21 protein-coding genes are annotated in these 25,093 nt (G+C 59.1%); 6 read left to right on the top strand and 15 right to left on the bottom strand.

Annotated features, from left to right (window positions below; genetic code table 11):
• Nucleotides 1–33: 33 nt before the first annotated feature.
• From hybE to hybO, 6 genes are read right to left on the bottom strand one after another with little or no spacing between them, the layout of a single operon-like run.
• The gene (gene hybE / locus I6L34_RS20835; RefSeq protein WP_216955267.1) at nucleotides 34–585 is read right to left on the bottom strand and encodes a hydrogenase-2 assembly chaperone; all 552 of its coding nucleotides are present in this window, start codon (nucleotides 583–585) and stop codon (nucleotides 34–36) included.
• Nucleotides 567–1,097 (bottom strand): HyaD/HybD family hydrogenase maturation endopeptidase, encoded by a 531-nt coding sequence (locus I6L34_RS20830; protein WP_216955266.1) that lies wholly within the window; start codon nucleotides 1,095–1,097, stop codon nucleotides 567–569. The genes hybE and I6L34_RS20830 overlap by 19 nt, the downstream gene beginning before the upstream one ends.
• Nucleotides 1,097–2,800: a hydrogenase 2 large subunit gene (gene hybC, locus I6L34_RS20825; RefSeq protein WP_216955265.1), complete on the bottom strand. Its 1,704-nt coding sequence runs from the start codon at nucleotides 2,798–2,800 to the stop codon at nucleotides 1,097–1,099. The genes I6L34_RS20830 and hybC overlap by 1 nt, the downstream gene beginning before the upstream one ends.
• Nucleotides 2,797–3,984 (bottom strand): Ni/Fe-hydrogenase cytochrome b subunit, encoded by a 1,188-nt coding sequence (gene hybB, locus I6L34_RS20820; RefSeq protein ID WP_216955264.1) that lies wholly within the window; start codon nucleotides 3,982–3,984, stop codon nucleotides 2,797–2,799. Before hybB ends, hybC begins: the two co-directional genes overlap by 4 nt.
• Entirely contained in the window at nucleotides 3,977–5,023 is a 1,047-nt protein-coding gene (gene hybA / locus I6L34_RS20815) for a hydrogenase 2 operon protein HybA (RefSeq protein WP_118853773.1), read from the bottom strand. Before hybA ends, hybB begins: the two co-directional genes overlap by 8 nt.
• A 2-nt stretch (nucleotides 5,024–5,025) precedes the next feature.
• Nucleotides 5,026–6,159 (bottom strand): hydrogenase 2 small subunit, encoded by a 1,134-nt coding sequence (gene hybO / locus I6L34_RS20810; RefSeq protein ID WP_005345182.1) that lies wholly within the window; start codon nucleotides 6,157–6,159, stop codon nucleotides 5,026–5,028.
• Between the two features lie 1,261 nt (nucleotides 6,160–7,420).
• Here hybO and I6L34_RS20805 point away from each other — a divergent pair.
• On the top strand, nucleotides 7,421–8,461 hold the full coding sequence (locus tag I6L34_RS20805; RefSeq protein ID WP_216955263.1) for a diguanylate cyclase: 1,041 nt from the start codon (nucleotides 7,421–7,423) through the stop codon (nucleotides 8,459–8,461).
• A 50-nt stretch (nucleotides 8,462–8,511) separates the two neighbouring features.
• On the opposite strand, the gene I6L34_RS20800 is transcribed toward I6L34_RS20805, so the two are convergent.
• Genes I6L34_RS20800 through I6L34_RS20785 form a run of 4 tightly spaced genes read right to left on the bottom strand, consistent with a single transcriptional unit; the run spans nucleotide 8,512 to nucleotide 13,642 of the window.
• Entirely contained in the window at nucleotides 8,512–9,648 is a 1,137-nt protein-coding gene (locus I6L34_RS20800) for a glycosyltransferase family 4 protein (protein WP_058059085.1), read from the bottom strand.
• 12 nt (nucleotides 9,649–9,660) lie between these two features.
• Nucleotides 9,661–10,932, bottom strand: a complete 1,272-nt coding sequence (locus tag I6L34_RS20795) for a glycosyltransferase family 4 protein (RefSeq protein ID WP_058060038.1) — start codon at nucleotides 10,930–10,932, stop codon at nucleotides 9,661–9,663.
• The gene (locus tag I6L34_RS20790) at nucleotides 10,929–12,335 is read right to left on the bottom strand and encodes an O-antigen ligase family protein (RefSeq protein WP_081042869.1); all 1,407 of its coding nucleotides are present in this window, start codon (nucleotides 12,333–12,335) and stop codon (nucleotides 10,929–10,931) included. The genes I6L34_RS20795 and I6L34_RS20790 overlap by 4 nt, the downstream gene beginning before the upstream one ends.
• Nucleotides 12,323–13,642, bottom strand: coding sequence for a lipopolysaccharide biosynthesis protein (locus I6L34_RS20785; protein WP_043819779.1), 1,320 nt, complete (start codon nucleotides 13,640–13,642; stop codon nucleotides 12,323–12,325). Before I6L34_RS20785 ends, I6L34_RS20790 begins: the two co-directional genes overlap by 13 nt.
• 299 nt (nucleotides 13,643–13,941) lie before the next feature.
• On the opposite strand from I6L34_RS20785, the gene I6L34_RS20780 reads away from it, so the two are divergent.
• Genes I6L34_RS20780 through I6L34_RS20765 form a run of 4 tightly spaced genes read left to right on the top strand, consistent with a single transcriptional unit; the run spans nucleotide 13,942 to nucleotide 18,918 of the window.
• The gene (locus I6L34_RS20780) at nucleotides 13,942–14,697 is read left to right on the top strand and encodes an acyltransferase (protein ID WP_040069217.1); all 756 of its coding nucleotides are present in this window, start codon (nucleotides 13,942–13,944) and stop codon (nucleotides 14,695–14,697) included.
• Nucleotides 14,694–15,893 (top strand): glycosyltransferase, encoded by a 1,200-nt coding sequence (locus tag I6L34_RS20775; RefSeq protein WP_216955262.1) that lies wholly within the window; start codon nucleotides 14,694–14,696, stop codon nucleotides 15,891–15,893. Before I6L34_RS20780 ends, I6L34_RS20775 begins: the two co-directional genes overlap by 4 nt.
• Nucleotides 15,890–18,430, top strand: a complete 2,541-nt coding sequence (locus tag I6L34_RS20770) for a hypothetical protein (RefSeq protein ID WP_216955261.1) — start codon at nucleotides 15,890–15,892, stop codon at nucleotides 18,428–18,430. The genes I6L34_RS20775 and I6L34_RS20770 overlap by 4 nt, the downstream gene beginning before the upstream one ends.
• Nucleotides 18,431–18,441: 11 nt before the next feature.
• On the top strand, nucleotides 18,442–18,918 hold the full coding sequence (locus tag I6L34_RS20765; RefSeq protein ID WP_216955260.1) for a hypothetical protein: 477 nt from the start codon (nucleotides 18,442–18,444) through the stop codon (nucleotides 18,916–18,918).
• Here I6L34_RS20765 and I6L34_RS20760 read toward each other — a convergent pair.
• The gene (locus I6L34_RS20760) at nucleotides 18,896–19,342 is read right to left on the bottom strand and encodes a hypothetical protein (protein WP_128835865.1); all 447 of its coding nucleotides are present in this window, start codon (nucleotides 19,340–19,342) and stop codon (nucleotides 18,896–18,898) included. The genes I6L34_RS20765 and I6L34_RS20760 overlap by 23 nt on opposite strands.
• 90 nt (nucleotides 19,343–19,432) lie before the next feature.
• Nucleotides 19,433–20,200: a hypothetical protein gene (locus I6L34_RS20755; RefSeq protein WP_005360144.1), complete on the bottom strand. Its 768-nt coding sequence runs from the start codon at nucleotides 20,198–20,200 to the stop codon at nucleotides 19,433–19,435.
• 167 nt (nucleotides 20,201–20,367) lie between these two features.
• On the opposite strand from I6L34_RS20755, the gene I6L34_RS20750 reads away from it, so the two are divergent.
• On the top strand, nucleotides 20,368–21,213 hold the full coding sequence (locus tag I6L34_RS20750; protein ID WP_128835868.1) for a DUF1194 domain-containing protein: 846 nt from the start codon (nucleotides 20,368–20,370) through the stop codon (nucleotides 21,211–21,213).
• 210 nt (nucleotides 21,214–21,423) lie between these two features.
• On the opposite strand, the gene I6L34_RS20745 is transcribed toward I6L34_RS20750, so the two are convergent.
• From I6L34_RS20745 to I6L34_RS20735, 3 genes are all read right to left on the bottom strand, one after another.
• Complete coding sequence (locus tag I6L34_RS20745; protein WP_216955259.1) at nucleotides 21,424–22,338, bottom strand: DUF3754 domain-containing protein; 915 nt, start codon at nucleotides 22,336–22,338, stop codon at nucleotides 21,424–21,426.
• A gap of 48 nt (nucleotides 22,339–22,386) precedes the next feature.
• The gene (locus I6L34_RS20740; RefSeq protein WP_216955258.1) at nucleotides 22,387–23,148 is read right to left on the bottom strand and encodes a hypothetical protein; all 762 of its coding nucleotides are present in this window, start codon (nucleotides 23,146–23,148) and stop codon (nucleotides 22,387–22,389) included.
• A 390-nt stretch (nucleotides 23,149–23,538) separates the two neighbouring features.
• Nucleotides 23,539–24,954 carry a GNVR domain-containing protein gene (locus I6L34_RS20735; protein WP_216955257.1) on the bottom strand — a complete coding sequence of 472 codons (1,416 nt, stop codon included), beginning with the start codon at nucleotides 24,952–24,954 and terminating at the stop codon, nucleotides 23,539–23,541.
• Between the last annotated feature and the right edge of the window lie 139 nt (nucleotides 24,955–25,093).

Raw genomic sequence — 25,093 nt, 5'->3', positions numbered from 1 at the left:
ATTCTAAACTTGATTTCGCGTGAAACCTAGCGACTATGCCGGTTGACCGCGCCGGGCACCGAATAGCCGTCTGCGGCCCAGATCCACGCTGCCAGCCCCTTGCTGCACCGGCAAGGAGAGCAGCATCTTGAGGGTGCTGCTCACCAGTGCTCGCCCCTCACCGGCCCCGAGATGGGGATCGAGCGGCGACATCAGGGAGCAGGCCAGCAACTGCCCCGTCTCGGGCAGTTCACCCACCATAAAGGTCATGTTGCCGCAGGGGAGCTGCAGGGCGAGCCGATCGCTGTTGCTGCGTACCGGCCACAGTTGCTCCGGCCCCGGCAGCACCACCACGCTCAGCATCCAGGGGGTGAGCACGCAGCCGAGCCACTGGTCTTCAAACAACACGCACTCCGCAACGATTGGCATGTCCGGGTGATAGAAGGGCAACGCCTGCATCTCTTCGCGAGCGATCCGCTCATACTGGGCTACCAGCAGAGGAGCGGGATTGGTGGCAAGACCGGCAAACTCCTGCGCCATCTCCGGTACTCTCTCCAGCACTCTCTCCAGCACTCTATCAACCTCGCTTAAATGGGACTGCGCCATAAGCCCTCCCGTTCTTGTTCTGCTCGTTCCTGTTCGGAAAGCGGGATGGCGGGGGCACCAACACTGGCCAGCAGGGTCAAAATCCGATCCTTCGCCTCCCCCATGGCGGCCGCCACCACAGGGGTGAGGCCGATGCGCGGTTCGAGTGATTCAGGTTCTATGCCGATCAGGGTGAGCCGCTTGGGCGACTCCCCCGTCATATGCAGCGCCGAGAGCACATCCGCCAGCCCCAGCTGATGGGGGGAGATCTTGCGGCCAAACAGGGTCGGGATCTCCTCATCTTTCAGGGTCACCACGGTGCCCGGCGGATTACCGCTGCGCACCGCATCCACCAGAATGATGTGATCGCGACTGGCCATCGCTTCGAGCAACTCCATGCCGGCGGTGCCGCCATCGAGCAGCTCGATGCCGGGGGCGAAACGGTAGTTGCGCCCCAACCCCTCAACGATGCGCACGCCGACGGCCTCGTCACTCAAGAGCAGGTTACCCACGCCCAGGATCAGGGTGTTCATCACAGCACCTTCACCTGAGTCGTTTCGCCATTTTGGGTATCAACCACGTGCACCGCGCAGGACATGCAGGGGTCGAACGAGTGGATGGTGCGCACCACTTCCAGCGGTTTGGCGGGATCCGCCACCGGGGTGCCCACCAGAGATTGCTCGTAGGGGCCGGGTTCATCGTTGAAGTTGCGCGGGCCCGAGTTCCAGGTCGATGGCACCACCGCCTGATAGTTCTCGATCTTGCCATCCTTGATGACGATCCAGTGGGAGAGCATGCCACGCGGCGCCTCTTCAAAGCCCACCCCGCGAAACTCTTTGTCCGCCGGGATCTCGGCCTTGATATAGGCGGTGGTATCCCCCTTGCCGATGTTGTCCACCAGCGCCTTCCACTGATGGGACAGGGTATCTTTGAGCACGCAGCAGCGCACCGCGCGGCCGATGATGCGGCCCATGGTGGAGTGCAGCTGCTCGGTCTTGATGGCCGAGCCGGTCAGCGCTTTATAAATGCCGTTCAGCTGATCGAAATGCGCCACCGTCTCCGGGTGTTTGGCGGCCAGTTTCACCAGCAAGTCTGCAAGCGGCCCCACCTCCACCACCTTGCCGTAGAAGGTGGGGGATTTGACCCAGGAGTATTTGCCGTCATCCTGCCAGCCGGTGTAATCGGGCTCGGTCTTGCCCTCCCAGGGTTTGAGGGGCTCGTCATCCTTGTACCAGGCGTGCTTGTTGCTCTCGGCGATGCCGTCCATCAGCCAGCCATCCTGATGGCTCTCGATGGGGCGATAACCCGTCAGATTGCCATTCTCGATATAGCCGCCCGGCATCAGGAAGCTGCCGCCGTTAGCGTCGGTGGGCAGCTCCGGCACGCTCAGATAGTGCTTGGCCCCCTGCCCCAGACTCAGCCACTCGGGGTAGTGGGCGGCGATGATGGCGGCATCCACCTTGTAGACCTGCTCGATAAACTCGCCGAGCCGGTCGATAAAGCTCTTCACATAGAGCAGCCGCTCCAGGTTGAGCACGCTAGGCGCATCCAGATTGATGGGGTTGGCCACGCCGCCCACCGCCAGATTCTGGATGTGCGGGCTCTTGCCCCCCAGAATGGCGACAATGCGGTTGGCATCGCGCTGGCACTCCAGTGCCTGCAGGTAGTGGGCCACGGCGATGAGGTTCACCTCCGGGCTCAGCTTCATCGCCTTGTGACCCCAGTAGCCGTTGGCAAAGATGCCAAGCTGGCCGCTCGCCACCAGGGCGCGGATTTTATCCTGCACCTTGGTCAGTTCATCAGCACTGTTGAGAGACCAGGTTGATACCCCCTTGAGCATGTCCGCCGCTTTTTGCGGATTGGCCTCAAGGGCTGCGGTGATATCCACCCAGTCCAGCGCGGAGAGCTGATAGAAGTGAACGATGTGATCGTGGATGTTGTGGGCCGCGATGATGAGGTTGCGGATAAACTGGGCGTTGACCGGCACCTTGGCGCCGATAGCGTTCTCCACCGCCCGCACCGAGGCAATGGCGTGAATGGAGGTACATACCCCGCAGATGCGCTGCACTATCATCCAGGCATCGCGCGGGTCGTTGCCCTTGACGATCTCCTCCATCCCGCGCCACATGGTGCCGGACGACCAGGCTTTGGTCACTTTGCCGCCTTCGATTTCGCAGTCGATACGCAGGTGCCCCTCAATGCGGGTGATGGGGTCTATGGTGATACGTTGGCTCATACGTTGGCTTTCCCTCGGGCCTGATAATCTTGGTGAACACGTTCAAGTGATGGCAGTACCGGCAGCAGCCGGATCAACAGCAAATAGGCACACACCTCGATGGCAACAAAGCCCAGAGAGATCAGCACCTCCTCCGCGGAGGGGAAGTAGTGGTAGCCATTGCCGGGGTTGAAGGCGAGCAGGGAGTAATCCAGCCGCCAGAGGGCGGCGCCCAGCAGCATGCTGAGGGCCCCCAGGAACAACATGCGCGAATCCCGGCGGCTCTTGTCCCAGTGGAACACCAGCAGCGGGAAGATCATCAGCGCGATCTCGCTCCAGAACATGATGGAGTAGCGATTGAACTCGGAGAGGTACTCCGACTTGTCGTGGATGACGATCTCGGCAAAGCGCAGCGCCACAAACAGGATCAGGAAGATGTCGATCACCTGGGTCAGCTTGTAGAAGAGCGACTTCTCGTTGGGGCCACGCCCCGCCAATCCGGCCTGCACCAGAGATCCCTCGAACACCACGATGGAGAAACCCATGATAAAGGCGGTGAGCAAAGAGAAGACCGGCAGCAGCTCGTAGCTTTGCCAGAGCGGATGGATCTTCTCCCCCGCGACTATCATCAAGGATCCCATGGAGGATTGGTGCATGGTAGGCAGCAGTGCCCCCAGCGCCAGCACGAAGAACATGATCTTGTTGAGGCGAATGAGCGACGCCTTCCAGCCGAACTTCTCCAGCAGCACGGGAGCGAACTCCAGCGCCATCACCCCGATATAGATGGTCATGCAGACCGCCGTCTCGAACAGCACCGAGGAGGTGTTGAAGTGCCCAGGCAGGTAGAAGTACGGCAGGTTCCAGTAACGCCCCACGTCGATGGTGATGGAGAGGCCGCCCAGCGAGTAGCCAAACAGGCTCGCCAGCAGGGCCGGTCGCACCAGCGGGTGATACTCGCCCCTGTTGAACACATAGACAGCCCAGGCCAGCGCCCAGCCGCCACAGGCGAAACCGGTACCGATCAAGAGATCGAACGAGATCCAGAGCCCCCAGGGGTAGCCGCCATTCAGATCGGTGACCGAGCCCAGCCCGAAGACGAGGCGTTTTAAAATCAACATGCCGCACAACACGGCAAAGGGGGCCAGCACCAGCACAGGCCAGCTGACCAGCTTGCCGCCGAGGGGATGTGCCTTGTGATTACTCATGATCCTTGCCTCCCTTTGTGGTGCCCTGATCCTTGATCTGCGTACTCCCCTGATCATGGCCATCATCGTGATGGTGATCGTGACCATTCTTGGTGTTGCGGCGAATGAGCACCGAAAGGCCGGTCAGCACCACCATGGGCAGCACCATCCCCTTGTAGAGGGTGTGCTGGATATGCTCGGAGCGGGCACCGGAGGAGAGCTCCGGCAGATCGGGCATATCGAGCTTGGTATAGGGCACCCCGGCCAGCACCAGCACCTGGGTGCCGCCCCCCTCCTTCTCGCCATAGACGTAAGGCTGGTAGTTGGGCACTTCGTGCAGGTAAGGGTCGTTGGCAGAGAGGGTCTGGCGCGGATAGGCATATTCGCTGCCCGGAGTCGCCAGCAGACGACGCTTGGCTTCTGCCATCAGCTCCTCGCGGGTGCCGAAGATGACGGCGCCGGTGGGGCACACCTCGACACACCCAGGCAACTTGCCCTGATCGATCCGCTCAAGCCCCTTCTGGTTGCAGAGCTCGCACTTGTGGATCGCCCCCAGCGGGTTGTCATAGTCATATTTGGGCACATCGAACGGGCAACCCACCATGCAGTAGCGACAGCCGGTGCAGACGCTCGGGTCGTAGTGAACGATGCCGGTCTTGGGATCTTTTTTAAGAGCCTGCACCGGACAGACAGAGACGCAGTTGGGATCGACACAGTGCATGCACTGCTTCTTGATGTAGGCGTAGCCATCCACCAGCTGATCCTTGTGCTCGCCAGTGCCGCTCTTCCACACCTGAATGATGTTGTTGGTGTAGGGGGTCAGCTTGTCGTTGTTGGACCAGGTTTGCGCCCCGGCTGGATTGGCCGGGTTGCCGTTGAGGCGCTGACACTCCGCCACACAGGCCTGACAGCCAACGCAGAGGGTGGAGTCGTAGAGCATGCCGAGTGCGCCGGGAATGGGCGGCTTGTTCTTGGCCGCCGCCAGTGCGGTGCCGGGTACGGCTGTGCCCGCCGCCAGCGCGCCGACGGAGGCGAATTTGAGGAAGTTTCGTCTGTTCACGGCTACTCCTCCCGTGATGGGTGCTGCCCGGCTTCGTGGCGTTTCTGCTGGCGACCGAGTTCACGCACCGTCATCAGACTCACCCCTACCAGCACCCCGAGGGCGCCACCGATAAGGCCGGTCGCGGTGGGCGAGGTATAGCCCCCCTCCTGGATCTTCACATCGGGTTTATCCACCCTCGGAGTCGGGTTCTCTACCTTGGCAAGCTGGAAGATCCCCTTGCTAAAACCGACCCCCTGCTCGTTGCAGCCATAACAGGGGTGACCGATACCGACCGGCCAGATGCCGCCGCCCACATCGCAGAACTCCAGAGTCGAGCAGTTGCCGTAGGTCTCGGGCCCTTTGCAGCCCAGATGGTAGAGACACCAGCCCTGCCGGTGGCCCTCATCACCAAACTCCTTGGCAAAACGCCCTGCGTCAAAGTGCGGACGGCGCTCGCAGTTCTCGTGGATCAGCCGCTCATAGGCAAACAGCGGACGCTTCTTGCTATCCAGCGCCGGCAGCTTGCCGTAGGTGATGTAGTAGGCAACCGTGGTGAGGAAGTTGTGGGGATTGGGCGGGCATCCCGGGATATTGATGATCGGGGTGCCGATATTGCCGAGCGCCTCTTCCAGGCTGACCGCGCCGGTCGGGTTGCCGCCGCTGGCAGGCACACCGCCCCAGGCAGCACAGGAGCCTATGGCGATCACCGCAGCCGCGTCGGCGGCAGCACGGCGAATATGGTCGACGATAGGCTCACCGGCCACCATGCAGTAGACGCCACCATCTTTGAGCGGAATGGAGCCATCCACTACCAGCACATACTTGCCTTTATAGCGCTTGATGGCGTTGTGCTTGTTCTCTTCCGCCTGATGACCAAAGGCCGCCGAGAGTACCTCGTGGTACTCCAGCGAAATGGTGTTGAGGATCAGGTTCTCGATGGTGGGGTGGGTGGCGCGCAGCAGCGATTCGGTACAACCGGTGCACTCCTGCGCCCCAATCCAGATCACCGGCGGCCGTTCGGGGCTGGTGAGCGCAGTGGCCATCTTGGCGACGGCATGCTGACTTAATCCCAGGGTTGCGGCCATCCCGGCACACAATTTCATAAAATCACGGCGATTAATCCCATGAGCCGATAAAAAATTATCCTCGACCATTCTACTTATTCCCGTAGTGAGCACTTGTTTGATAAATGCTTAATAGCGGAAATGCTAAGGACTCACCCACCCTGCAGTATTGATCTCTATCAATTTCGACCGGCTTACCCCTATTTTCATAGCGAGCCACATCACAAATGAAATTAATTACCCCCTAAGAGATATTTAGCGATACCGTAAATTTTATGAACTTAATTGGATATTAAATAATTAATCACCGCATATCCTCTCTTTCACTGTGAGCCAAATTAACATGATTGAAATCTTGGCTATACCGCTCATTTCACAATACTGATGCCCACCCATAAATGATCCATTGAATATATCTTTACTCATCTCATTGCATATTTCATGCAGTCATCCACGGGACAACCTCCTGACTTGCCTCCCCACACCAGAACTGTCTCACGGCCAGCTGCCACCGGTAGCAAGCACGGCCTGCACGGCACGATTTACCTGCATGTAGCTTGGTTTCAGTTTGCATTTTACCTGCGCTTCAGTGCGACACGTTCTACTGCGAGCCCACACAGCACAACCCCGCTTGGCCTCCCTGCCGTTTAACACCGCTTAATGAAAAGGTGCCGCAGAGGTATGCATATCAATACGCTCCCCCCCACTCTTTATTGTCTTGGATTCTGGTGAGTAAAATATCGCACTCACGGATATGTTTACGCATCATCGTGAATCTGCATTCAAATTAATGGAGAGAGAAAAGGCAAGGTGGAAGGCTGCCTTCAACATAGTGATCATATTTAACTCGCGATACATTCGCTCATCCGGTTACAGATGTTACTGCACGTATTCACACTATTTACCTTCACGTCACCCTGCGTAATTAACCATAGCGTAAATATCCATATCTATCGATATAGATGATAATTATTCTTGTTCAATGGCAACCCTAAAAAATGAGTTGGGATGACGATGAACATGACAAGCGATAAGGGTGTTAACCATCACCCAAGCAGTGGTGCCAGCAACTGCAGCGCCTTATCGAACTCGAACGCGTTGACAGCCCAGCTCACCTCGTGAAATGCAGCCCGCAGCGGCCGCCGTTGCAGAGAGATGCCTCCCCCTGACTGCCTCTGATAACAACGCCATAGAGCCTTGTTTCTGGCTGGCCCTACGGACACTTGCCAAGTGCGGGAATTGAACAAAAAAACGAGAAAAATCAAGATAGATAGCCAATTAAAATGACATAATTGACTATAGTTCAATCGAACGTTTGAAAAACGTGACCACTTCACATGGACCCAGCGCAATGACCACTGAACGGGAACAGTTGATCCGCTCACTGTTTGATGAGTACATCGAGCTGTATTCATCACGGGATGATCGGCTCACCACGCGGTTTAGCGACAATTTCAGCGGCTTTGCCGGCAGCAGTGATGTTCTGGTTACCGATAGGGATGAGTGGATCCGGATAACCCGCCGCGATTTTGCCCAGATCCCGGGCAGGATCCGCCTGGAAATACTCGATGTGACCCTGCAAGATCTGGCCGCCGATGTGGTGGCTGTCACCGCCTTCTTCCATATCCATCTACCGAAATCAGAACCTATCCTCTCCCGCAGAACCGCCAGACTGGTATTGATTTTTCGACACGAAGCCATGGCGTGGAAAATTGCTCACAGCAGTATCTCCATCCCTTACAGTGCGGCTCGGGAAAGCGAAATTTACCCGATGACCAGTCTGGAGGAGCGCCAACATGAGCTGGAGCTCATTATCGAGCTCAGAACCAAGGAGCTGGCGGAAGCGAACCGGAAACTGGAAGCGCTCAGCAATACCGACGGGCTCACCAATATCGGCAACCGTCGTCTATTCGACAACTCATTGAACCAGGCCTGGGAGCACTGTATTCAGACAGAGATGCCGATTGCGCTCATCATGCTCGACATCGATCATTTCAAGCAGTTCAACGACCTCTATGGCCACGTTGCCGGTGACGAGTGCCTTCGATTGCTGGCCCATACCCTGGCGCAATCCGGGCGCCGCTCGGGGGAGTTGGTGGCCCGCTACGGCGGAGAGGAATTTGTCATCCTGCTGCCACATGTCGAGCGTCAATCCGCCTATGAAATTGCCCAACATATCCAGCGGCTGATTTTTGCACTCGCGCAGCCACACGCACAAAATACCACCGGTCTGGTGACCGTTAGCATGGGTGTTGCCTGCCTCAGACCATCGAGTCACTGGCAGCCGTCTGAACTGGTAAAACTGGCTGATGCTGCGCTCTACACCGCCAAATCATCCGGCCGCAACTGCATCAGAGTGGCGGAGTCACCCAGCCTCCCGCAACCAGTCTGACCATAAGTCCCTCACCCCCCCCCATCTTCCCCGTGGGGAACCACTGCGCGCTAACCATGCACGGCAATGCTCAACGCATCCCATCGCAACATGCCTTCCCACTGATCCAGTGTGCTTTGATAGGTATCCGCCGCGTTGTAATGGACCATGGCATGCAGGCGGGCATGATGGCCAAGTCGCTTGACCACGTCGGGCATGGCATTGAGGCTGGCCAGCACCCGCGCCAGATCGCCGGGATCGTTTGGCTGATATTTGCAGCAATTCACGTCATCGGTGAGGTGTCGATCCCACCAGGCGCCATCGGCCGGGATCACTACGCATAATCCTGCCGCCATGGCCTCCAGAATGGAGAGGCCAAAGGGTTCCTGATGACTGGTGGAGACAAAAATGCCGCATCGAGATCGGATCTCGTCAAGATTGGCGGGGTTGGCATACCAGTGCGTGTCTGGCAGCTGTGGCTGAGGCTGGCTACAGGGCTGCAGCGTGCCCTTGGGTTGCAGATAGCACACCATCAGCTCGGGGCGAGCGTCAGGGATCAGTTGATGGGCGGCCAGCATGGTCTCCAGCCCCTTCCAGCGCAGCAACGAAGCCGCCCACAAAATACGGGGCCCCCCCAAGGTCGCTTTGGGCCAATCAATCTCGCTCAAACCGTTGGTAAATGGCTGCCAGTGTGACGGGAACTCGGTCTCGCCAAGCCGGGCCAGCAGCGCCGCCAGGGAGCTGCGGGTCGATTCGAGATAAAACACAAAACTCGCCCGTTGCAAGGCTCTGGCAGAGAGCCCCGAACACCCCACAGGGCCATGGATCAGCTGAACCACCCGGCACCGCAACCAGCGGGCCGCCCAGTAACAGCAGAGATCCACCCCCGGCCCGGACGCCGCCACCAGGCACTTCACCTGCCCCAAGCGCAGCACAAGCCAGAGGATCAGCAGGGTCTGCCACCCCTGTTTGAGCAGATAACCGATGCCGGACTCCCGCCCCTTCAATATGTGGGGCAGCCAAAGGGGGTGATGTTGGCTACGGGACCAGGAGTCGGGATCCTGGGTCAACACATGGCATGTGAGCCCGGGCATCCGCTTGGCCAACTCATCGAGAAGAACTTCGGTCGCAACCTTGGAGCCACCGCGAAACGGGATGGGATCCACGACGATGATCTTTCCAAACACCGGCTCAGTTTGCATGCTCATCTTGCTGCTCCCTTACTCTGGCACCTTGCGGCGGCCAAACCCCAGTTGCACTTTTTGCGCCACTCTTGCCATCCCACTCGCCAGCATATGGCGCCCTCTGGCAAGGAGTCGTTGCCCCGCCCAATGCATGAGTGGTCGGAAGGGTGTGGGGGCCGTTGCGTGCCAACGACCAGCCAGCGCGGCGTCCCACACCGCCGTGACCCCGTCAACGTAGCGCGCCACCGTGAACAACTGTGCTGCACGCAACTGAGCTGCTCGCCCCATTTCACATCGGCGCTGCGGATTACTCAATTGCCGCCAGTGATCAGCCATCTCGGCCCAATCCCCCGGGGTTGCCAGCAAGCCGGTCACCCCCTCCTCCACCACTTCGGGGATGCCGCCCACTCGGTAGGCACTGACCGGGAGCCCCAACATGCCCGCCTCCGCCAACGTCAGACCAAACACCTCCTCACGGGCGCCAGAGACCAGCAGATCCACCCCGCCCCGCAAGATAGCCGCGCTGTCCGGCCGCTCGCCGAGAAAGTGGACCCGCTCGGCCACCCCGAGCTCGACAGCCAACGCCATCAATGCTTCCCGCTCCGGACCGCTGCCAATAATCAGCAACTGGGCTTCCTCCCCCGATGCCATCAGGGCAGCCAGCGAGCGGATCAGCAGATCAATCCCCTTGCGTTTGATCAATGAGCCGACGGTTGCGATGATCATATCCCCCGGGCGCAAGCCCAGCATGCCGACGACCGGCCAGTGAGCACCGCCATTCAGGCGAGCGGCATCCACCCCGTTGGGTACCCGGATCAACCGATCGGCCACGCAGCCATCCTGGCGCCAACCGGTCAACACCGGCTCGCTCACCCCGATCAGCACGCTTGCCTGATGAACCCGCAGGCTGAATCTGTCTCTGGGCTGGTAACGGGCATGGAGGTGGCACACCAACGGTACCTGCAACGCCCGACAGACCCCCGCCAGCCACTGACAAGGAGCCGCGCTATTGGCATGCACCAGCCCAATCTGCCGTTCGGTGATGAGCTCTCTGGCTCGTCGGGAGAGGCGCCGATGGGCAGCAAGATCAAAGCGGGGCGCCTGCCATCCCAGCAGCAGGCTGAACGGCTCGACCATGGTTTCTACCCCAAGGGTGGCCGCCTCTGCCGCCAGCGTCGGGCTATTGCACCAGAGCAACGGCGTAAACCGGCTGCGATCGAGGTGAGCCAGCAGATCCAGCAGGCAGCGTTCGCTGCCGCGGATCCAGTCCTCTCCGTAGTGAACCAGCAAAACAGGGGTTGCGTTCATCCTCTTGCTCCCGTTGGTGGCACTGCCGGCAACCGGGTTGCCTCCTGATGATCCTCAGCGGTGGCCTTCACCTCTGTGGCCGCCTGCTGCACGTACTTGATGGCGGCGACGGCCAGCGCCAACTCCAGATAGATGGGCCAGGTAAACCCCTGGGTCAGGAAGGATCCCGAAATCACAAACCCCACCATGCTGGCCATCACCCCCTGCATCGCCGTGATCACTGCAGGAGGCATGCCAGCGAGCTGGCAACGCCAGCAACTGCGCAGGGTCACCGTCACCATGCCGATAAACAGCGCCAACCCGACAAAGCCGGTTTCAGCCAGCACCCCGAACCAGGTGGAGTGCACCGCATGATTCAGTCCATCCCAGTGGGGGCTGTAGAAGAAGTAGTTGTAATAGAAATTGGACAAGCCCACCCCCACCAGCGGATGGGCCAACGCCATGCCCCAGGCCGCTTGCCAGGCGTAGATTCGCCCCATGGCCGAAGCATCGACCCCGCTCTCGGCGGCGCCGCCAGATGCCCGGTCGCTGATCCCGGCGGCGGCAAACAGCACCACCAGTGCGACCATCCCCATCGAGATCAACAGGGTTTTCGACTTCACCCGCTGCCAGGCAAACAGGCCGCTGACCGCACACACGCCAAGCAAGCCGCCGCGGCTCTGGGTGGCGATAATGGCGGCGGCGGTCAGCGCAAAGCCAAGCCCCCCCAGCAAACGCCCCCCCACCCCATTGCCCTGATTGAGCAGCAAGCTCAGCGAAAAACCGGCAGGAAAGAGCAGCACCAGCGCCAGATCGTTGGGATCCCCCAGCACAGAGCCCAGCTCGCGCCCTATGGTCACCCGGGTACCCTCCACCAGCCCGATCCCGCTCGCCTTGTTGTAGAGGGCCACCAGCGCCACCAGACAGCCCGCCACCACAAAGGTGCGCACCGCCAGCGCAAAATCCCCCGGGGTGCGCACCAGCCAGGCGGTTGCCAGGGTCATCAGATAGATCTTGCTGTAGCTGCCGGTCCAGGTGGCGATCGCCTCGCCCCGGTTGCTGGCAAACAGCACACCGATGGAGACCATCACAAAGAAGGCCGTCAGCCAGCTCAGGGCTGGACTCCAGTAGGGCTTGATCCGGCCGGTCAGCAAAATGTGCCAGACCAGCGCGCCGATGGCGGCCAGCGAGAAGAGCAGCGGGATCTTGAGGGGATAGAGCTGGGGGAACACCTCATGCAGCCGAAAAAAGGAGAAGGTGACAAACCCCAGCACCATCAAGAAGGGCCAGCGCAGGGCAAACCAGATGGCGGGAATGGCAAGGCCGAGCACCGGCAGCAGCAAAGGATGGGGCAGCCGCCACCAGAGCAGAGCCAGCACCAGACAGATGGCGCTTGCCCAGATGGCCGGCGTTAGACGAGCCATGATCCTGCCCACCATTGGCCGAGCCAGACCATCGCCAGCGCCCCGAGGGAACTGGCCCAGAGGGTCGAGAGGCGATACGGCAGCGGCAGCAACCGCTGGCTCACCAGATAAAAGGCGAGCGCCCGCACCAGATAGACCAGCAGCAGGGTCCAGATCACCCCGGCGACCCCGAAGGGGGGGATGGCGAGCAGAAAGCCTGCGACCCCAAGAGCGCTGCAGCCCAGATTGATCACCATCTGGGCATTGCTCTTCTCGCCGCTAAAGCAGCCGACATTGAGCAAGTCCGAAACATTGCGCACCGCCATCCCCAGCACCAGCAGCGGAATATAGGCGATCGCCCCGTGATAGCTCTCCGGGGTCAGCCAGCGAATAAGCAAGGGGGCGGTAAGCCCGACAATCCCCGCGGTGACAAACCCCAGCACCGACCCCATCACGCTGTAGTGGGCATTGAGCCGCAGTCCATCCGGCTCGCGCAGCAGCATGAAACGGCGGGGATACCACCAGAGGGCAAAGGGTTGCAGCAACAGCCCCACCGCCAGCGCCAACTTGCCCGCCACCGCGTAGTAAGCGAGCAGCGCCTCCCCCACCACATCGGCCAGCAGCCAGCGATCCAGTCCGCTCAGGGCAAAACCTGCCAGCCCGCTCACCACCAGGGGCAATCCATAGCGCAGCAGCGGCCGATAGTGCTGCCAGTCAAAGCGGATCCCGCTATCTCGCCACTGCCAAAGGCTCAGCAGCAGCGCCAGTGCAACGCAGGTCAGGGTGCCGGAGGCCAGCACCCCGCTCACGCCCCAACCGAGCCAGAGCCACCAGCCGGTCAGCACCGACTGGATCACCGCCTTGCCTGCGGTCGCCACGAAAAAGAGCCGCGCCTGATTGCGCATCCGCAGCCATGCCAGCGGCACGCCGATCACCCCTTCAAACGGCAGGGCGCAGAGCACCCAGCGCACATCCGCAAGGCGGGTTTCCACCGGCAGCCAGGCTTGCACCACAGGTGCCAAGAGCCAGAGCAGCACCAGACTGGCCAGGGCGATCAGCCAGACCAGACCAAACATGCGGGCCACCACCTGCTGGCGCTCCTGCTCATCTTTCGCCAATCCGGCAAAGCGGTAGAGGGCATCCACCAGCCCGAAGCCCAAAATAAGGGAACCCAGATTGATGAGGGTGAGCAGCACCTCCAGCTGGCCGTATTCGCGAGGCAGCAGCTGATGGGTCAGCACCGGCAGCATCAGCAGGGAGATCCCCTTCATCAAGAGCAAGCCACCGGCGTAATAAAGCATGGCAATCTGGTTCACACCAAGTTTCATAGGGCCTCCCAGCCACCCGAAGCATCCTGCTCCGGGTCAGCTACCGCTAATGCAAAGCCCACGCCACTCACTCCCGCCCTGAAGCGATAGTCCCTCTGTGCGGCTTAACCGGCCTGAACAAGCCCAGAATGAGACTGGCATTTGCGTTTTGCACAACGCTGGCTGCAAATTGCACCGACCGGCGCAATCTGCCCCTCCTCTTAGCCCCATTTGGCCCGATCTAGCTGGGGTCGTCCTGTTGGCCCGATCCCTGCTTTCTGCATAGCGAGCAACGGACTGCACCAGAGGGAGAGGCCGCCATGAACACCATCAACCTGCACCGGATGAAAAGCTGGGCCAAACAGGGGGAGACGCCACTGGCCCGCCGGGTATGGCGACTGGCCAAAAGTGCCCGCCACTGGTCATGCCCAGTGATCCCTCCCCTGCACCGGCTGCTTTATCGGCTCTATCTGCTGGGCAGCAACGCGCTGGCGACCCTGACCCGCACCCTCTGGTGGACCCCCTTGTTTCAATCTCGCCTCACGGCCCCCGCCCCGCGCCTCTATCTCTATGGCGGCATCCCCTATATCAGCGGTCCGGTCACCATCGAAATTGGTGCCGACTGCCGCCTCAGCGCCGCCATGACCATCAGCGGCCGGGCATCGAGCCAGACACCAAGGCTGGTGATTGGCCGCAATGTCGGCATTGGCTGGCAGACCACCCTGGCGGTGGGCAGCAAGATAGTGCTGGGGGATAACGTCAGAATTGCTGGCCGTGCTTTTCTGGCGGGGTACCCGGGGCATCCCGTCAATGCCCGCGATCGCGCTCTTGGCAAACCGGATCGCGATGAACAGGTGGGGGCCATTGTGCTGGAGCAGGATGTCTGGCTCGGCACCGGGGTGATGGTGATGGCCGGTGTCACCATAGGCGCCGGTACCATTGTCGCCGCAGGCAGCGTCGTCACCCGGGATCTGCCTGCAGGTGTGCTGGCAGCGGGTGTACCGGCTACCGTACTGCGCCCGTTGCAGCCACAAGATCACAGCGACCTCGCACACGCTTCGGAGACCTTTGCATGAAACCACACTCACTGCCGCAACTGGTGGTATTGGGAGAGGATTGGGGCCAGCACCCCTCCAGCACCCAACACCTGATCAAGCGTCTGTTGCCCGATTATCAAGTGCTCTGGGTCAACTCCATCGGCATGCGCTGTCCCCGCTTTACCCTTCATGATCTCACCCGCATCGTCCGCAAACTGGGGGCCGTGCTGCGCGGCGCGCGCCATGCTGGCGGCCAGTCGGTTGCGCCAGTCGACGCCAGAAGCCCCCGGGTTCTGCCGCCGCTCGCCTTGCCGCTGCCGGGCAGTCGGCTGGCGGGCAAGATCAATGGCCACTGGCTGGCGACGCAGATCCGGCGCCAGTTGCCCGAGCTGGATCGCCCCTTGCTCTGGATCTCCCTGCCCAGCGCCGTCGATCTGATTGGCAAGCTGGATGAGCGGGCGGTCATCTACTACTGCGGCGATGACTTCTCGGCGCTGGCGGGGGTGGATCATCAAGCTATTGCCCACTGCGAAGCCCGACTGGTGGAAAAAGCGGATCTCATTCTGGCCGCCAGCCCCGCGCTGGCCAGCCGCTTCCCCCCCCATAAAACCCGGCTCCTCAGCCACGGGGTGGATCTCGAGCTGTTTATGCCCCCCAGAGAGCGCCCGGCGGATCTCCCCTCCGGCCGTCCCATTGCCGGATTTTACGGCAGCCTGAGCGACTGGATTGATATCCCCCTGCTGGCAGAGACGGCCGCCGCCCTGCCCCACTGGGATCTGGTGCTGATTGGCCCGGTCCAGACCGATATCTCCCACCTCAAGGGGCTCCCCAATATCCATCTGCTGGGGCCCCGTCCCCATCACACGCTGGCGGCCTATGCCCAGCACTGGCAGGTGAGTTTGCTGCCCTTTGTCGACAACGCCCAGATCCGTGCCTGCAATCCATTGAAATTGCGCGAGTATCTGGCCGCAGGGCGCCCCATCGTCAGCACCGATTTTCCGGCTCTCGATGGCTATCGGGATCAGATCCAGCTGCCCCACGATGGAGAGAGCCTGGCCCAGGCCATCAATCGGGCCGCCTTTGATCAATCCAATCCGGGCTGGTTTCAGGAGAGTGGCTGGGAGGGGCTCACCCGCAGCGAAGGGCGCCACACGCGCCAACAGCAGGTGGCCCTGCAAAGCTGGGATCACAAGGCTGCCGAGCTGAACAACTGGTTGAAGGGGCTGCCCGGATGAGCAGAGGGCTCTGGCTGGTTATCCTGCTCTGCGCCAATGCAGCGATGGGCGCTACTCGGCTGGAGGGGCAGACCCCGCTGCCCCTAACCAGTAACCAGACACCCCAGCGGCTCGATCTGAGCCCCCACAGCTGGCCGGTGGGCAGCGATGATGAACTGGTGATCGAGGGCCATAACCCCAGCGCCCGCCCGCAAACCCTGATCCTGCGTATCGACGATGGGGCCTCGGTCAACTACCGCAGCCGGGTCAATCTGGAGCGGATTGTCGCCCCCGGCCCCTTCACCCAGCGCTTTGCCTTGAGTGAGTGGCGCACCAGCCAGCCCAGAGCGCTGGCGTTGGACAAACTCACCAAGCTCTATCTCTTTATGGCCGATAACGCCCCCTCAATGACCATTCACCGCTGGTACTGGGAGCCCGGTCTGACTCTGCCAGCGGGCACCATTGCGCTGGATCTGGGGGCGGCCGCCGCGCCCCGATTTACCGGCTTTGAGGCCCTGAGCCCGGGGGATCCCCGGCTGATTGGCCATCCCACCCCCATCTTGCGCCTCTCCGGCGATGCCCTTGTGCGCGATGGGCTGCGCAATCTGGATGGCGTACGGCTGGAGGTCGCCAAAGGACGCTACCAGCTCACCCTCTGGCTCGATGATCCCGGCGAGTGGGAGTACCTCCCCCACCCCTTCGAGCGCAGCGTGCTGGTCAATGGCGAGCCCATCTGGGCCGAGCAGTGGCAACCGCAGGAGTGGCTAACGCAGCGCTATCTGGCGGGACAGTCGCGCGAGGCACTGCCAAACCCGGATCCCTGGCAGCTGTTCGGGGCGCGTCAAGGCGGCCCCGTTCATGTCACCCTGAACCACCCCGGCGGCCCGCTCACTATCACATTGGTGGGCCACTCACCGGATGCCAAATACCTGGCAGGGCTGCTGCTTGCCCCCTATCCGGCCAGCACCAGCAAAGAGGCTCTCCCGAATAGTGGAAAAGCTCTCGCCGTATTGGCCGACGCTACCGCAAGCGTGCTGACCAAGCAGCGCCAGCTGTTTTTGGAAAAGTGGACTCTGGCCCCCTATTCCCCAACCCCAGCCCCAGCTTCGCAGCAACTGAGCCTCACGCCGATTACGGATGCCGCCCCAACCCTGCAGATCGCCCCGCTATCTGCGGCCGATGCGTTGCAGCAGGCTGCGCAACCCGTGCTGGCCGCCCGTGGCAGCCAGCTGTTGCTGGAGTTTGCCATCCACGCCGTCACCGACGATCCGGCCCCCTTGCTGGTGATCCAGCCCCCCGAGCAGGCAGAATCGCCGCTGGCGCTGACCCCCTATTACGGCAAGTGGCATCTGGTTCGCCCGCAGGCGAGTGGCACCCTGCTGGCCCCCTCGGATCAGGAGTTGGTCGAGGGGATCGCCGGGCTCACCCTGCTGGCAGACGTACCTCGGCGTCTGGTGCTGCAAATGACCGTCCCACGCGATGCGCCGGCGGGGCGCTATCTCGGCAATATTCAGCTGCTGAGCCAGCAGCAACTGGTGCAGCTGCCACTGACTATCGAGGTGCTGCCACTGACTCTGCCCGCGGCCAGCAAGCCGGTCGGCATCTATGTCGAAGCACCCCCTTATCTGAATTGGCTGAACCCCAACCCCGAGGCGCTAAAAGAGCAAATCGCCGCGGCCAGTCGCTGCGATCTGCAGCGGCTCGCCAAGCTGGGGATCAGCGGCCTCTCGCCCGCCCTGCCACAAGATGAGGCGGGGATGCGGGAGGTCATGGGAGAGGCGGCCGGGCTCGGCTTTGTGCCGCCCCTGCTGGCCTATACCCCGCTCAAACGCTGGGGGGGAGACCCTGCCAACCAGCTTGATCAGTGGCAGGCGCGGCAACAGGGGCTGACCGCCAGCGGCTTGCCCCCGCTGGCATGGAGCCTGTTTGATGAGCCGGATCTTGCCACCCTGCCCGCCATCACCACCCTGGCGCGGGAGATGAAACGGCGGGATCCAGCGGTGATCCGCGCAGGCCACTTCAATCATCCGGGTCAGGTTGGTCTGCTTGCAGAGGTGGAGATTGCCCTGATCAACGCAGGCTTTGGCGCCGACAAGGCCGATGTGGCGCGGATACGCCAGCACAAGGTCACCCCCTGGTTTTACAATCTGGGCACCCCGAGAGCCGCCGGGTTCTATTTGTGGCAAAGCGGCGCCGAGGGCTATTTGCAGTGGCATGGTCGCATGCCCACCGCCCTGCCTTATGACCCCACCGACGGGCGGGAGAGCGACTTTATGCTGCTCGGCCCGCAAGCCTGCGAGGCGCATCGCCTCTCCCACGATCTGTTGCTGTTGCAGCAAGCCATCGAAGATCTGCGCTGGCTCGCATGGCTGGAGCAGGAGGCCCGCTATCAGGTGGATGCCGCCCTGCTGCTGGAGCGCCTGCGGGATCAGCTGCCGACCCGCTGGCAGGTGGCAGAGCAACTGCCCTCTGCCGCCTGGATCCAGTGGCGCCGCGAGATTGAACGACTGGCCAAGGGATTGAAAACATTGCAAACTGGTGCCAACTCATCCTCCTGAAGTGACTGCGTATGGCCAACCAGACTCCCCGCTCCACAGCCAAAGACAGCGCCCTGCGCCGCCTGTTGCCCCTGATGCTGCCGCTGCTGATCCTCACCGGTTGCGCCCGTCAGGAGCCGGTCAATGAGACCCTGCCAATCCTCAACCAGTTGCGGGAACAACAAATGGCCGAACAGCCCCAGCTGCAACTGCAGTACCAGCAAGCGGAGACACAACTGCCAGCGGATCAGGAGCAGCTGCTGCATCAGTTTTTAGGCCGCAAGGATCCGGCTCGGATTGCGCTGGTAAGCGGCCCCGGGCTGCAAACCGACATGCTGGAGAGTGCGCGGATGGCGAGCGTGCGGCTGACCGCACTCACCCGTTTGCTGGGCTCTCGCGCCATTGAGCTGGAACCCCGCTATGACCCCATGCTGGCCCCCAATACCTTGCTGATCCGCATTCTGCCAAACGGTGAACCGGGGTCGGTCACCCCAGCGGCGGCGCAATAAGGTCAATGCAAGAAGTCGGCAAGGCCACCCGATAGAGGGGATAAGGTGCCAGCCCCCACAATTTGCGCCAACCCTGGGTCAGACGGTAAGAGAGCAGCGGCGGACTCTGGTGCAGCTCGCCTAAAAACATCACCCCCTGACTCATCCCTTCACCCGCCAGCGTCACTGACATCGCCTCCCGATCCGGCGCCACCAGCATGGCCTGCAGCAGGCCGTCACAGCGGGGATGGGCCAGCTGATAGCTGACATAGGTGCCGCCCAATACCGGCGTGGCCACCCGCAAGCGCCAGCCCAACTGGACCAGCTCCATCAGCATGGGCTTGGCCCCCTCGTTAACTGCCCGGTTCTGATAACGCCAGCCCATGGCGGCAGCACTGAGCAGCGCCACCAGCAACAGCAGCAGATATCCCCTAGATAGACGCATCATGGCGCCCCCTTAGAAACAGGATGGTCATCACCAGCAGCATCATATTGACCACCCGGCTCTGATAACGCCACCAACCGCAGATATCCCTTAGACAGACCCATCACGGCGCCCCCGGATAAAGAGGATGGTCATCACCAGCAACATGATGGCCCACTGGTAGAGCTGGGCCAGCGAGCCGGTATGCAGCCAGCCATACCAGCGCAGATCCAGGCTCATCAGCACCAGCCGCAGCTGATTGGCCCCGATATAGAGCAGGCAGACCAGCAGCAACATGGGCCACTGCCGGTAGAGGGGGCGCTCCGGCGCCAGCCAGCAGCAAGAGACCAGCCAGGAGAGCACCACCAGATAGAGTTGAGAAAACGAGGAGCACCCCTTGAGCACAATCAGGGCATGGCCCCCCAACCGCTCGATGCGATTGCCATCAAGGCGAGTCTCCCAGCCAAGCAGTTGCAACCACTGGCCCACCCCCCAGGCATCGAGCGCCAGCACAGGGCCGGAGAGCAGGGCAAACACCTGCTGCCCCCACAACACCGCCACGGTAAAGGCGAGCACAATCTGCAACACCGCCCGCTCATCGCCACTCTGATGACGGCGCCATAGCGAGGCCACCAACAGCAGACAGGCCAGCGCCTTGCAACTGGCGCTGGGGATCAGGATCAGCAGGATAAAGAGGGCGAGCGCCAGTGGATGCGGACGCCAGCTCGGTGCAACCCGCGATGCAATTTGCCACCAGATAGCAATCAGCAACACCACCAGCAGGTTGAAGTGGCCCATATTGAGCCACACCATGCCCCACTGATTGGCCAAACCAAGTAGCAGCCAGTTGGGTGCCCACTGCCAGGGACGGATCTCCATCGCAACTCCTGCCGGTTATCAGCGCTTTTGACCTCTGTCGCAAGTTCTCGCAAGTTCCATGCCTGCCCAGCCTCACCCGGACCAAGCCAAGTCAGAGGATGCAACAAAGCTGGCACGCTTTATTCATTCCCCCTGCTGGCACTAGCGCCAAGGAGAAGGAGTGGGCAATGAAACTCAAACCGTTGGCAGGGCTGCTGGGGATGTTGTTGGTAACCTCCCCCGCATACGCCTTGACCGAAGTCGATACCGAACTGCAACTGCTGATGGATGTGTCGGGCAGCGTCAGTTCATCGGAATTCAATCTGCAATTACAGGGCTATGTGGACGCCTTTTACAGTCAGGATGTACAAAGCGCCATCCTCGACACCAGTGGCGACAAGCTGGGGTCCATTGCGGTACAGATGGTGATGTGGAGCGGCTCGACCCAGCAGAGCGTGATGACCGACTGGTTCCACCTCTACGACATGACCTCCATCAACAACTTCGCCGCCACCCTGGATGCCCTGGTACGCCCCTATGCGGGGATGACGGCCCCCGGTTCGGCCATGGCCTTTGGTGCCCAGCAGTTTGATACCAACAACTACACCGCCGCCCGCCAGGTGATGGATGTGTCGGGTGATGGCATCCAGAACAACGGGCTGGATACCTCTACCGTGCGGGATCAACTGCTCGCCTCCGGCATCGACACCATCAACGGCATCACCATAGGTCAGGACTACGCCGATGGGGTGTTGCAAGAGTGGTATGTGGAGAACGTGGCGGGCGGTCAGGATGCGTTTGTGATCAATGCCACCACCTTCGCCGACTTTGGCAATGCGCTGGAGCTCAAACTGGCAGCCGAAATTGAGGGGGGCATTATTCCGGAAGGTGCACTGGCCGCCCCCATCGAGGAGATCCCGCTGGCCGCCCAGCTGCTGCTCGGTATGCCGCTACTGCTGGCCTGGCGCTATCAGCGCCGTAACCAAGGACGCCTGCAGCAAGCTAACTGGCAACAAACGCCAGCCATCGGCTAGTTAATCACCCCGTGTGTCGCGATTAGGGAGCTATGGCTCCCTGATTTTTTTGTGGCGACGATGAGGCCGGGGTGCGATCGCCAAGGCCATCATTATCCCGCTATATCAACGCTCAACTGAGTGGGATAAAAAATGTAATCCTGCCCCCTGCAAACCACTTTAATCATTTAATTAAACACGTAATAAAAATGCCACGCGTGGCGCAATTTGTTAGCTTTGTTTATCAGATTCTACCACCAACGCTTTTGAAGACTTTGATTTAAATTCTTCACGCAAGGAGTCATTGTGTTTCAAAACCGCCGAAATAAACTTTAATTTCGTCATGGACCGCAGCTGTTTATCTTTTAGTTCCATTAAGTCTCCGGCTTCACTTAATGTTAGCGTTTCTGAAAAAAACTGTCTTCCTGAAGCAAATGCAAACGGAAGATGTTTTTCTTTAAAAACAAAGCTGTTGCTTTTATCAATTACGGTTTGAAGACGTTCAATTGAAGTCTTCATATCCAATGTTGCTTCGAGACCCAACTCATATCGAAACTGATAGTTCAGGTATTGCTCAAAGTCACTCAGTACTTTTCTCTTATGATGTCCTTCGCCATAATATAGAGAGTTCTCTGCATTTACTAAGCGTTCAATTTCATCGTTCAAAGCGTCATCAATAAACTTAATAAATTCTTCGTCTTTGTCCTTATTCAACAGTAATTCAGCAACTCTATCTTCTACTGAAGCTGCCATTTTGTATTGCAAATTGAAAGCAAACCGAATCGAATACACCCAATCTAAATATCTTTTTGCAACCTCAATTTGAGAAGAAGACCCAAGCCTTTTTAACTCTGAAAGATGCTTCTCATATACGTCGAGAGCTTTTTCAAAATCATCTAATTTAGGCTTTATTTCGTAGCTTGTCAGCGCAAAGCTATTACCAAACAAAAGAATAAATCCATCTACACTTTTTTTTAATTCCTCCGTTGCTTCATAGTTTTTTTCATACAGTTTTTCTGTAAGCTTAAGGCGATACTCGGTTTTTTTTGTTTCTGATTGATAATACTGACTTCCATAAAAACCGCCTACACCAAATGACGCAGACACAATGGCAAGTATAATTCCATTTTTTAGTTCTTTATTCACAAAAACTGTCCTTTAAAAAGCTACCAGAGACGGTATCTACGATTTTTGTTATGCCATTTGAGCCTTATTGATTGCTACTTGCAATAGGTTGGAAAATTCTTTGATGTCATCAATAGCTTGAGTAAAATCTTCGGCATTTAAACTGATCTTATTTCCATCTATGGTTTTACCATTTCGATGAACAATATCGTGTCTTAGTTTTGTTACTTTAATAATCTTAGATATATCGATATCAAGTTTTGTACCTAAGACCTGCTCATACATTTCCACAACATTTGGGATATTGTGATACAAGACTTCACTTACGGATTTCAAAACCAAAGATCTCACATCCAAGTCTGTTTCAGCTAGTTCTGTAATTTTCACATTTTTAAGGATTTTGAATTTACAAAGTGCATTCTTTAAGAGTTGATCATCTTGTGATATGAGACTCTTTAAGGAATCACCTAAGAAAGACTCAAGTAAAGTCACCGCGTACGCATAAGACATTTTTACGACGATGTCTGTGTGTAGTATGAAAGCCATTTTTTGGCGATTATTAAAGTTGCTGCTCGCCATAATTTTTAGTGCATCTAGCTCACTAATAAAAAACTTGTGAATGCTTGATGAACCGTTTTCTTTCAACCATTGCAACTCTGCTCGCCACTCTGCCTCTTCCCACAAGTGCTCTTTGTAATCTGAATACTCTTCTGCTAATTGTAGATACTCCTCTGAATCGTCATCAAGCGAGTCATCACTCAATCTCTCTCTTATCCACTCATCAGCTCGTTGCTCTTGCATCGCAAATAAATGATCTTTTATTGAACTCAATTTACCTACCTCTACACTAAAATTTTAAACGGCACAAAAATGATCCGATGAAAAGTGGCATTCAGCCGATAATATCGGCTTACATTAAATTCGGCCTACCACACATAATCAACTCAGAGAAATTATTTTAAAAAAATATTAAAAACCAGACTCCGAAGAGAAGATCTTCGCACAACGTCCTCTTTTGGCCCCATTTTTACTACTGTACAAAACCACAGTCAAGGCGCGGTTATGGAAAATGCCACCAGCATCGCCTTTTTGAAGACATCAGGACGGAAATCTAATCGAGTCGAATTAAATGGCGTTGCTGCCCAAAACACCGGCTGAGGCTCATCAACAAGGCCTTTTCAGAAATATCCAGATTCAGGCTGGTAGCCAGCTTTACTGCAATCAACCAGGCTCGGGTGACAAGGGCAGCACCTGCCCATCCAGCGCCTGATCACTGTTGGATGGATAGTCCGGCACTGGCTCGCAGTAGGGAATCCGGCTTAGCACCGGCGCCTTGACCAGGGCGGCCAGCTGATCGGAGCGGCGCAGGCTGGCATCCGCCAGTTCGGCCACCAGTGCCAGACCGCAGCCGAGCCCCAGCCCGCCAACAATGCCAGCCAGCAGAAACAGCCAGAGCGGGTAGTTGCTCGGCTTGCTGGGTGCAAAGGGCTTGTCGATCACCTTGATCCGCTCCCCCTGCTCGAAGTTGCCCAGATCGCCAGTCACCTTGGCCTTCTCATAGCGCAGCAGCAAATCCTGATAGAGGGTGCGTTTGACCGCCAGATCCCGCTCCAGCTCGGCGAGCTGGCGCTCGGTATCTCCCTGGGAGTCGACCACCTTGTCCAGCCCATCCAGCTGACTCTTCAAGCCAGCGGCGTTTTGCTCTGCCTCCGTCAGCTGCGTCTGGGCCAACTGCCACTCGGGCCCGCGGGCCATATCCGGCTGGGATTTGAGCTGCTCAAACTCCTGCTGCAACTGGTCAATCTGATAGCGCAGACTCTGCACCTTGCTGTGCTCGTCGCTGTAGCGGGCCCGCAGCAATACCAGCTCGGTGCGCATCAGTTGCAGCTTCTCATCCAGCTGGCGGGCCAGCTGGCTCTCCTGCCCCAGTGATAGCTGATCGACCCGGGCCTTGGCCTGCTGCAGGGTGATCAGGCTCTCGGCATAACGCTCCTGCAAGCCATAGAGACGGGCGACGTTGGTACTCTGCTGCTGGGGCAAGGCGCTGGCATGCTCCCGTTTGAAGTCGGCGAGCAGCTGCTCGGCCGCTTGCAGTTCGCTGCGGCGGCTGTCGAGCTGGCTTTGCAGGAAACGTTCGGACGATTCCGCCGACTGGCGCCCCTTGCTGAGCAGGTTGAAGAAAAAGCGCCGTGAAATGGCTTCGAGCAAACCGGCGCTGTTGGCCGCCGAATCCGCTTTGACCTTTATCTCGATCACCTCATCGCCGATCAGCCGCAGCGAGACGGCACTCGAGAGCCAGTCCATGATGGCATCGCGCTGGGCTGGGGGGGTCTCGTCATTGACCAGACCGCGATCCCGCGCCACCCCGTCCAGCACATAACGGCTGCGCAGCAGGGCTTCGAGCACCGCAAAGCGATCCTTGAGACTCTCCTGAGTGATGAGGTCTTTGAGGGTCGGGGTCTGGTTGGCATCTTGCGGCACCATAAAGGTGGTGCGGCTCTCATACTCCTTGGGGGTGAGCAGGCCGACTGTGACACCCACCAGCGGCATCACCAGTACCGGGATCACCAGCAGATAGCGACGGCGCCAGGCGGCAAAGAGAATGATGTAGAGGTTGTAATAGAACTGGACAGGCATGGCATCACTCCCTGAGAAAAGCCCTCCCCCCGCACGATGCAAAGGCAGTGCCACCAGAGGTGCTGATCGCCTCTGTGGGCAGATCGCAAGAGTGGTACAAGATTCGCATTCTCCCGCTATCCGGGGTGTCACCCCTTTC

The sequence above is a fragment of the Aeromonas sp. FDAARGOS 1404 genome (assembly GCF_019047085.1).
Classification (GTDB): Bacteria; Pseudomonadota; Gammaproteobacteria; order Enterobacterales; family Aeromonadaceae; genus Aeromonas; species Aeromonas veronii.
Note: the sequence above shows the minus strand (reverse complement) of the source record. Positions and strands in the feature narration are given on the sequence as shown.

Bases quoted from the DNA above. Each gene is read 5' to 3' on its own strand.
- hybE (WP_216955267.1), bottom strand. From the start codon at position 585: ATGGCGCAGTCCCATTTAAGCGAGGTTGATAGAGTGCTGGAGAGAGTG.
- I6L34_RS20830 (WP_216955266.1), bottom strand. From the start codon at position 1,097: ATGAACACCCTGATCCTGGGCGTGGGTAACCTGCTCTTGAGTGACGAG.
- hybC (WP_216955265.1), bottom strand. From the start codon at position 2,800: ATGAGCCAACGTATCACCATAGACCCCATCACCCGCATTGAGGGGCAC.
- hybB (WP_216955264.1), bottom strand. From the start codon at position 3,984: ATGAGTAATCACAAGGCACATCCCCTCGGCGGCAAGCTGGTCAGCTGG.
- hybO (WP_005345182.1), bottom strand. From the start codon at position 6,159: ATGGTCGAGGATAATTTTTTATCGGCTCATGGGATTAATCGCCGTGAT.
- I6L34_RS20805 (WP_216955263.1), top strand. From the start codon at position 7,421: ATGACCACTGAACGGGAACAGTTGATCCGCTCACTGTTTGATGAGTAC.
- I6L34_RS20800 (WP_058059085.1), bottom strand. From the start codon at position 9,648: ATGAGCATGCAAACTGAGCCGGTGTTTGGAAAGATCATCGTCGTGGAT.
- I6L34_RS20795 (WP_058060038.1), bottom strand. From the start codon at position 10,932: ATGAACGCAACCCCTGTTTTGCTGGTTCACTACGGAGAGGACTGGATC.
- I6L34_RS20790 (WP_081042869.1), bottom strand. From the start codon at position 12,335: ATGGCTCGTCTAACGCCGGCCATCTGGGCAAGCGCCATCTGTCTGGTG.
- I6L34_RS20785 (WP_043819779.1), bottom strand. From the start codon at position 13,642: ATGAAACTTGGTGTGAACCAGATTGCCATGCTTTATTACGCCGGTGGC.
- I6L34_RS20780 (WP_040069217.1), top strand. From the start codon at position 13,942: ATGAACACCATCAACCTGCACCGGATGAAAAGCTGGGCCAAACAGGGG.
- I6L34_RS20775 (WP_216955262.1), top strand. From the start codon at position 14,694: ATGAAACCACACTCACTGCCGCAACTGGTGGTATTGGGAGAGGATTGG.
- I6L34_RS20770 (WP_216955261.1), top strand. From the start codon at position 15,890: ATGAGCAGAGGGCTCTGGCTGGTTATCCTGCTCTGCGCCAATGCAGCG.
- I6L34_RS20765 (WP_216955260.1), top strand. From the start codon at position 18,442: ATGGCCAACCAGACTCCCCGCTCCACAGCCAAAGACAGCGCCCTGCGC.
- I6L34_RS20760 (WP_128835865.1), bottom strand. From the start codon at position 19,342: ATGCGTCTATCTAGGGGATATCTGCTGCTGTTGCTGGTGGCGCTGCTC.
- I6L34_RS20755 (WP_005360144.1), bottom strand. From the start codon at position 20,200: ATGGAGATCCGTCCCTGGCAGTGGGCACCCAACTGGCTGCTACTTGGT.
- I6L34_RS20750 (WP_128835868.1), top strand. From the start codon at position 20,368: ATGAAACTCAAACCGTTGGCAGGGCTGCTGGGGATGTTGTTGGTAACC.
- I6L34_RS20735 (WP_216955257.1), bottom strand. From the start codon at position 24,954: ATGCCTGTCCAGTTCTATTACAACCTCTACATCATTCTCTTTGCCGCC.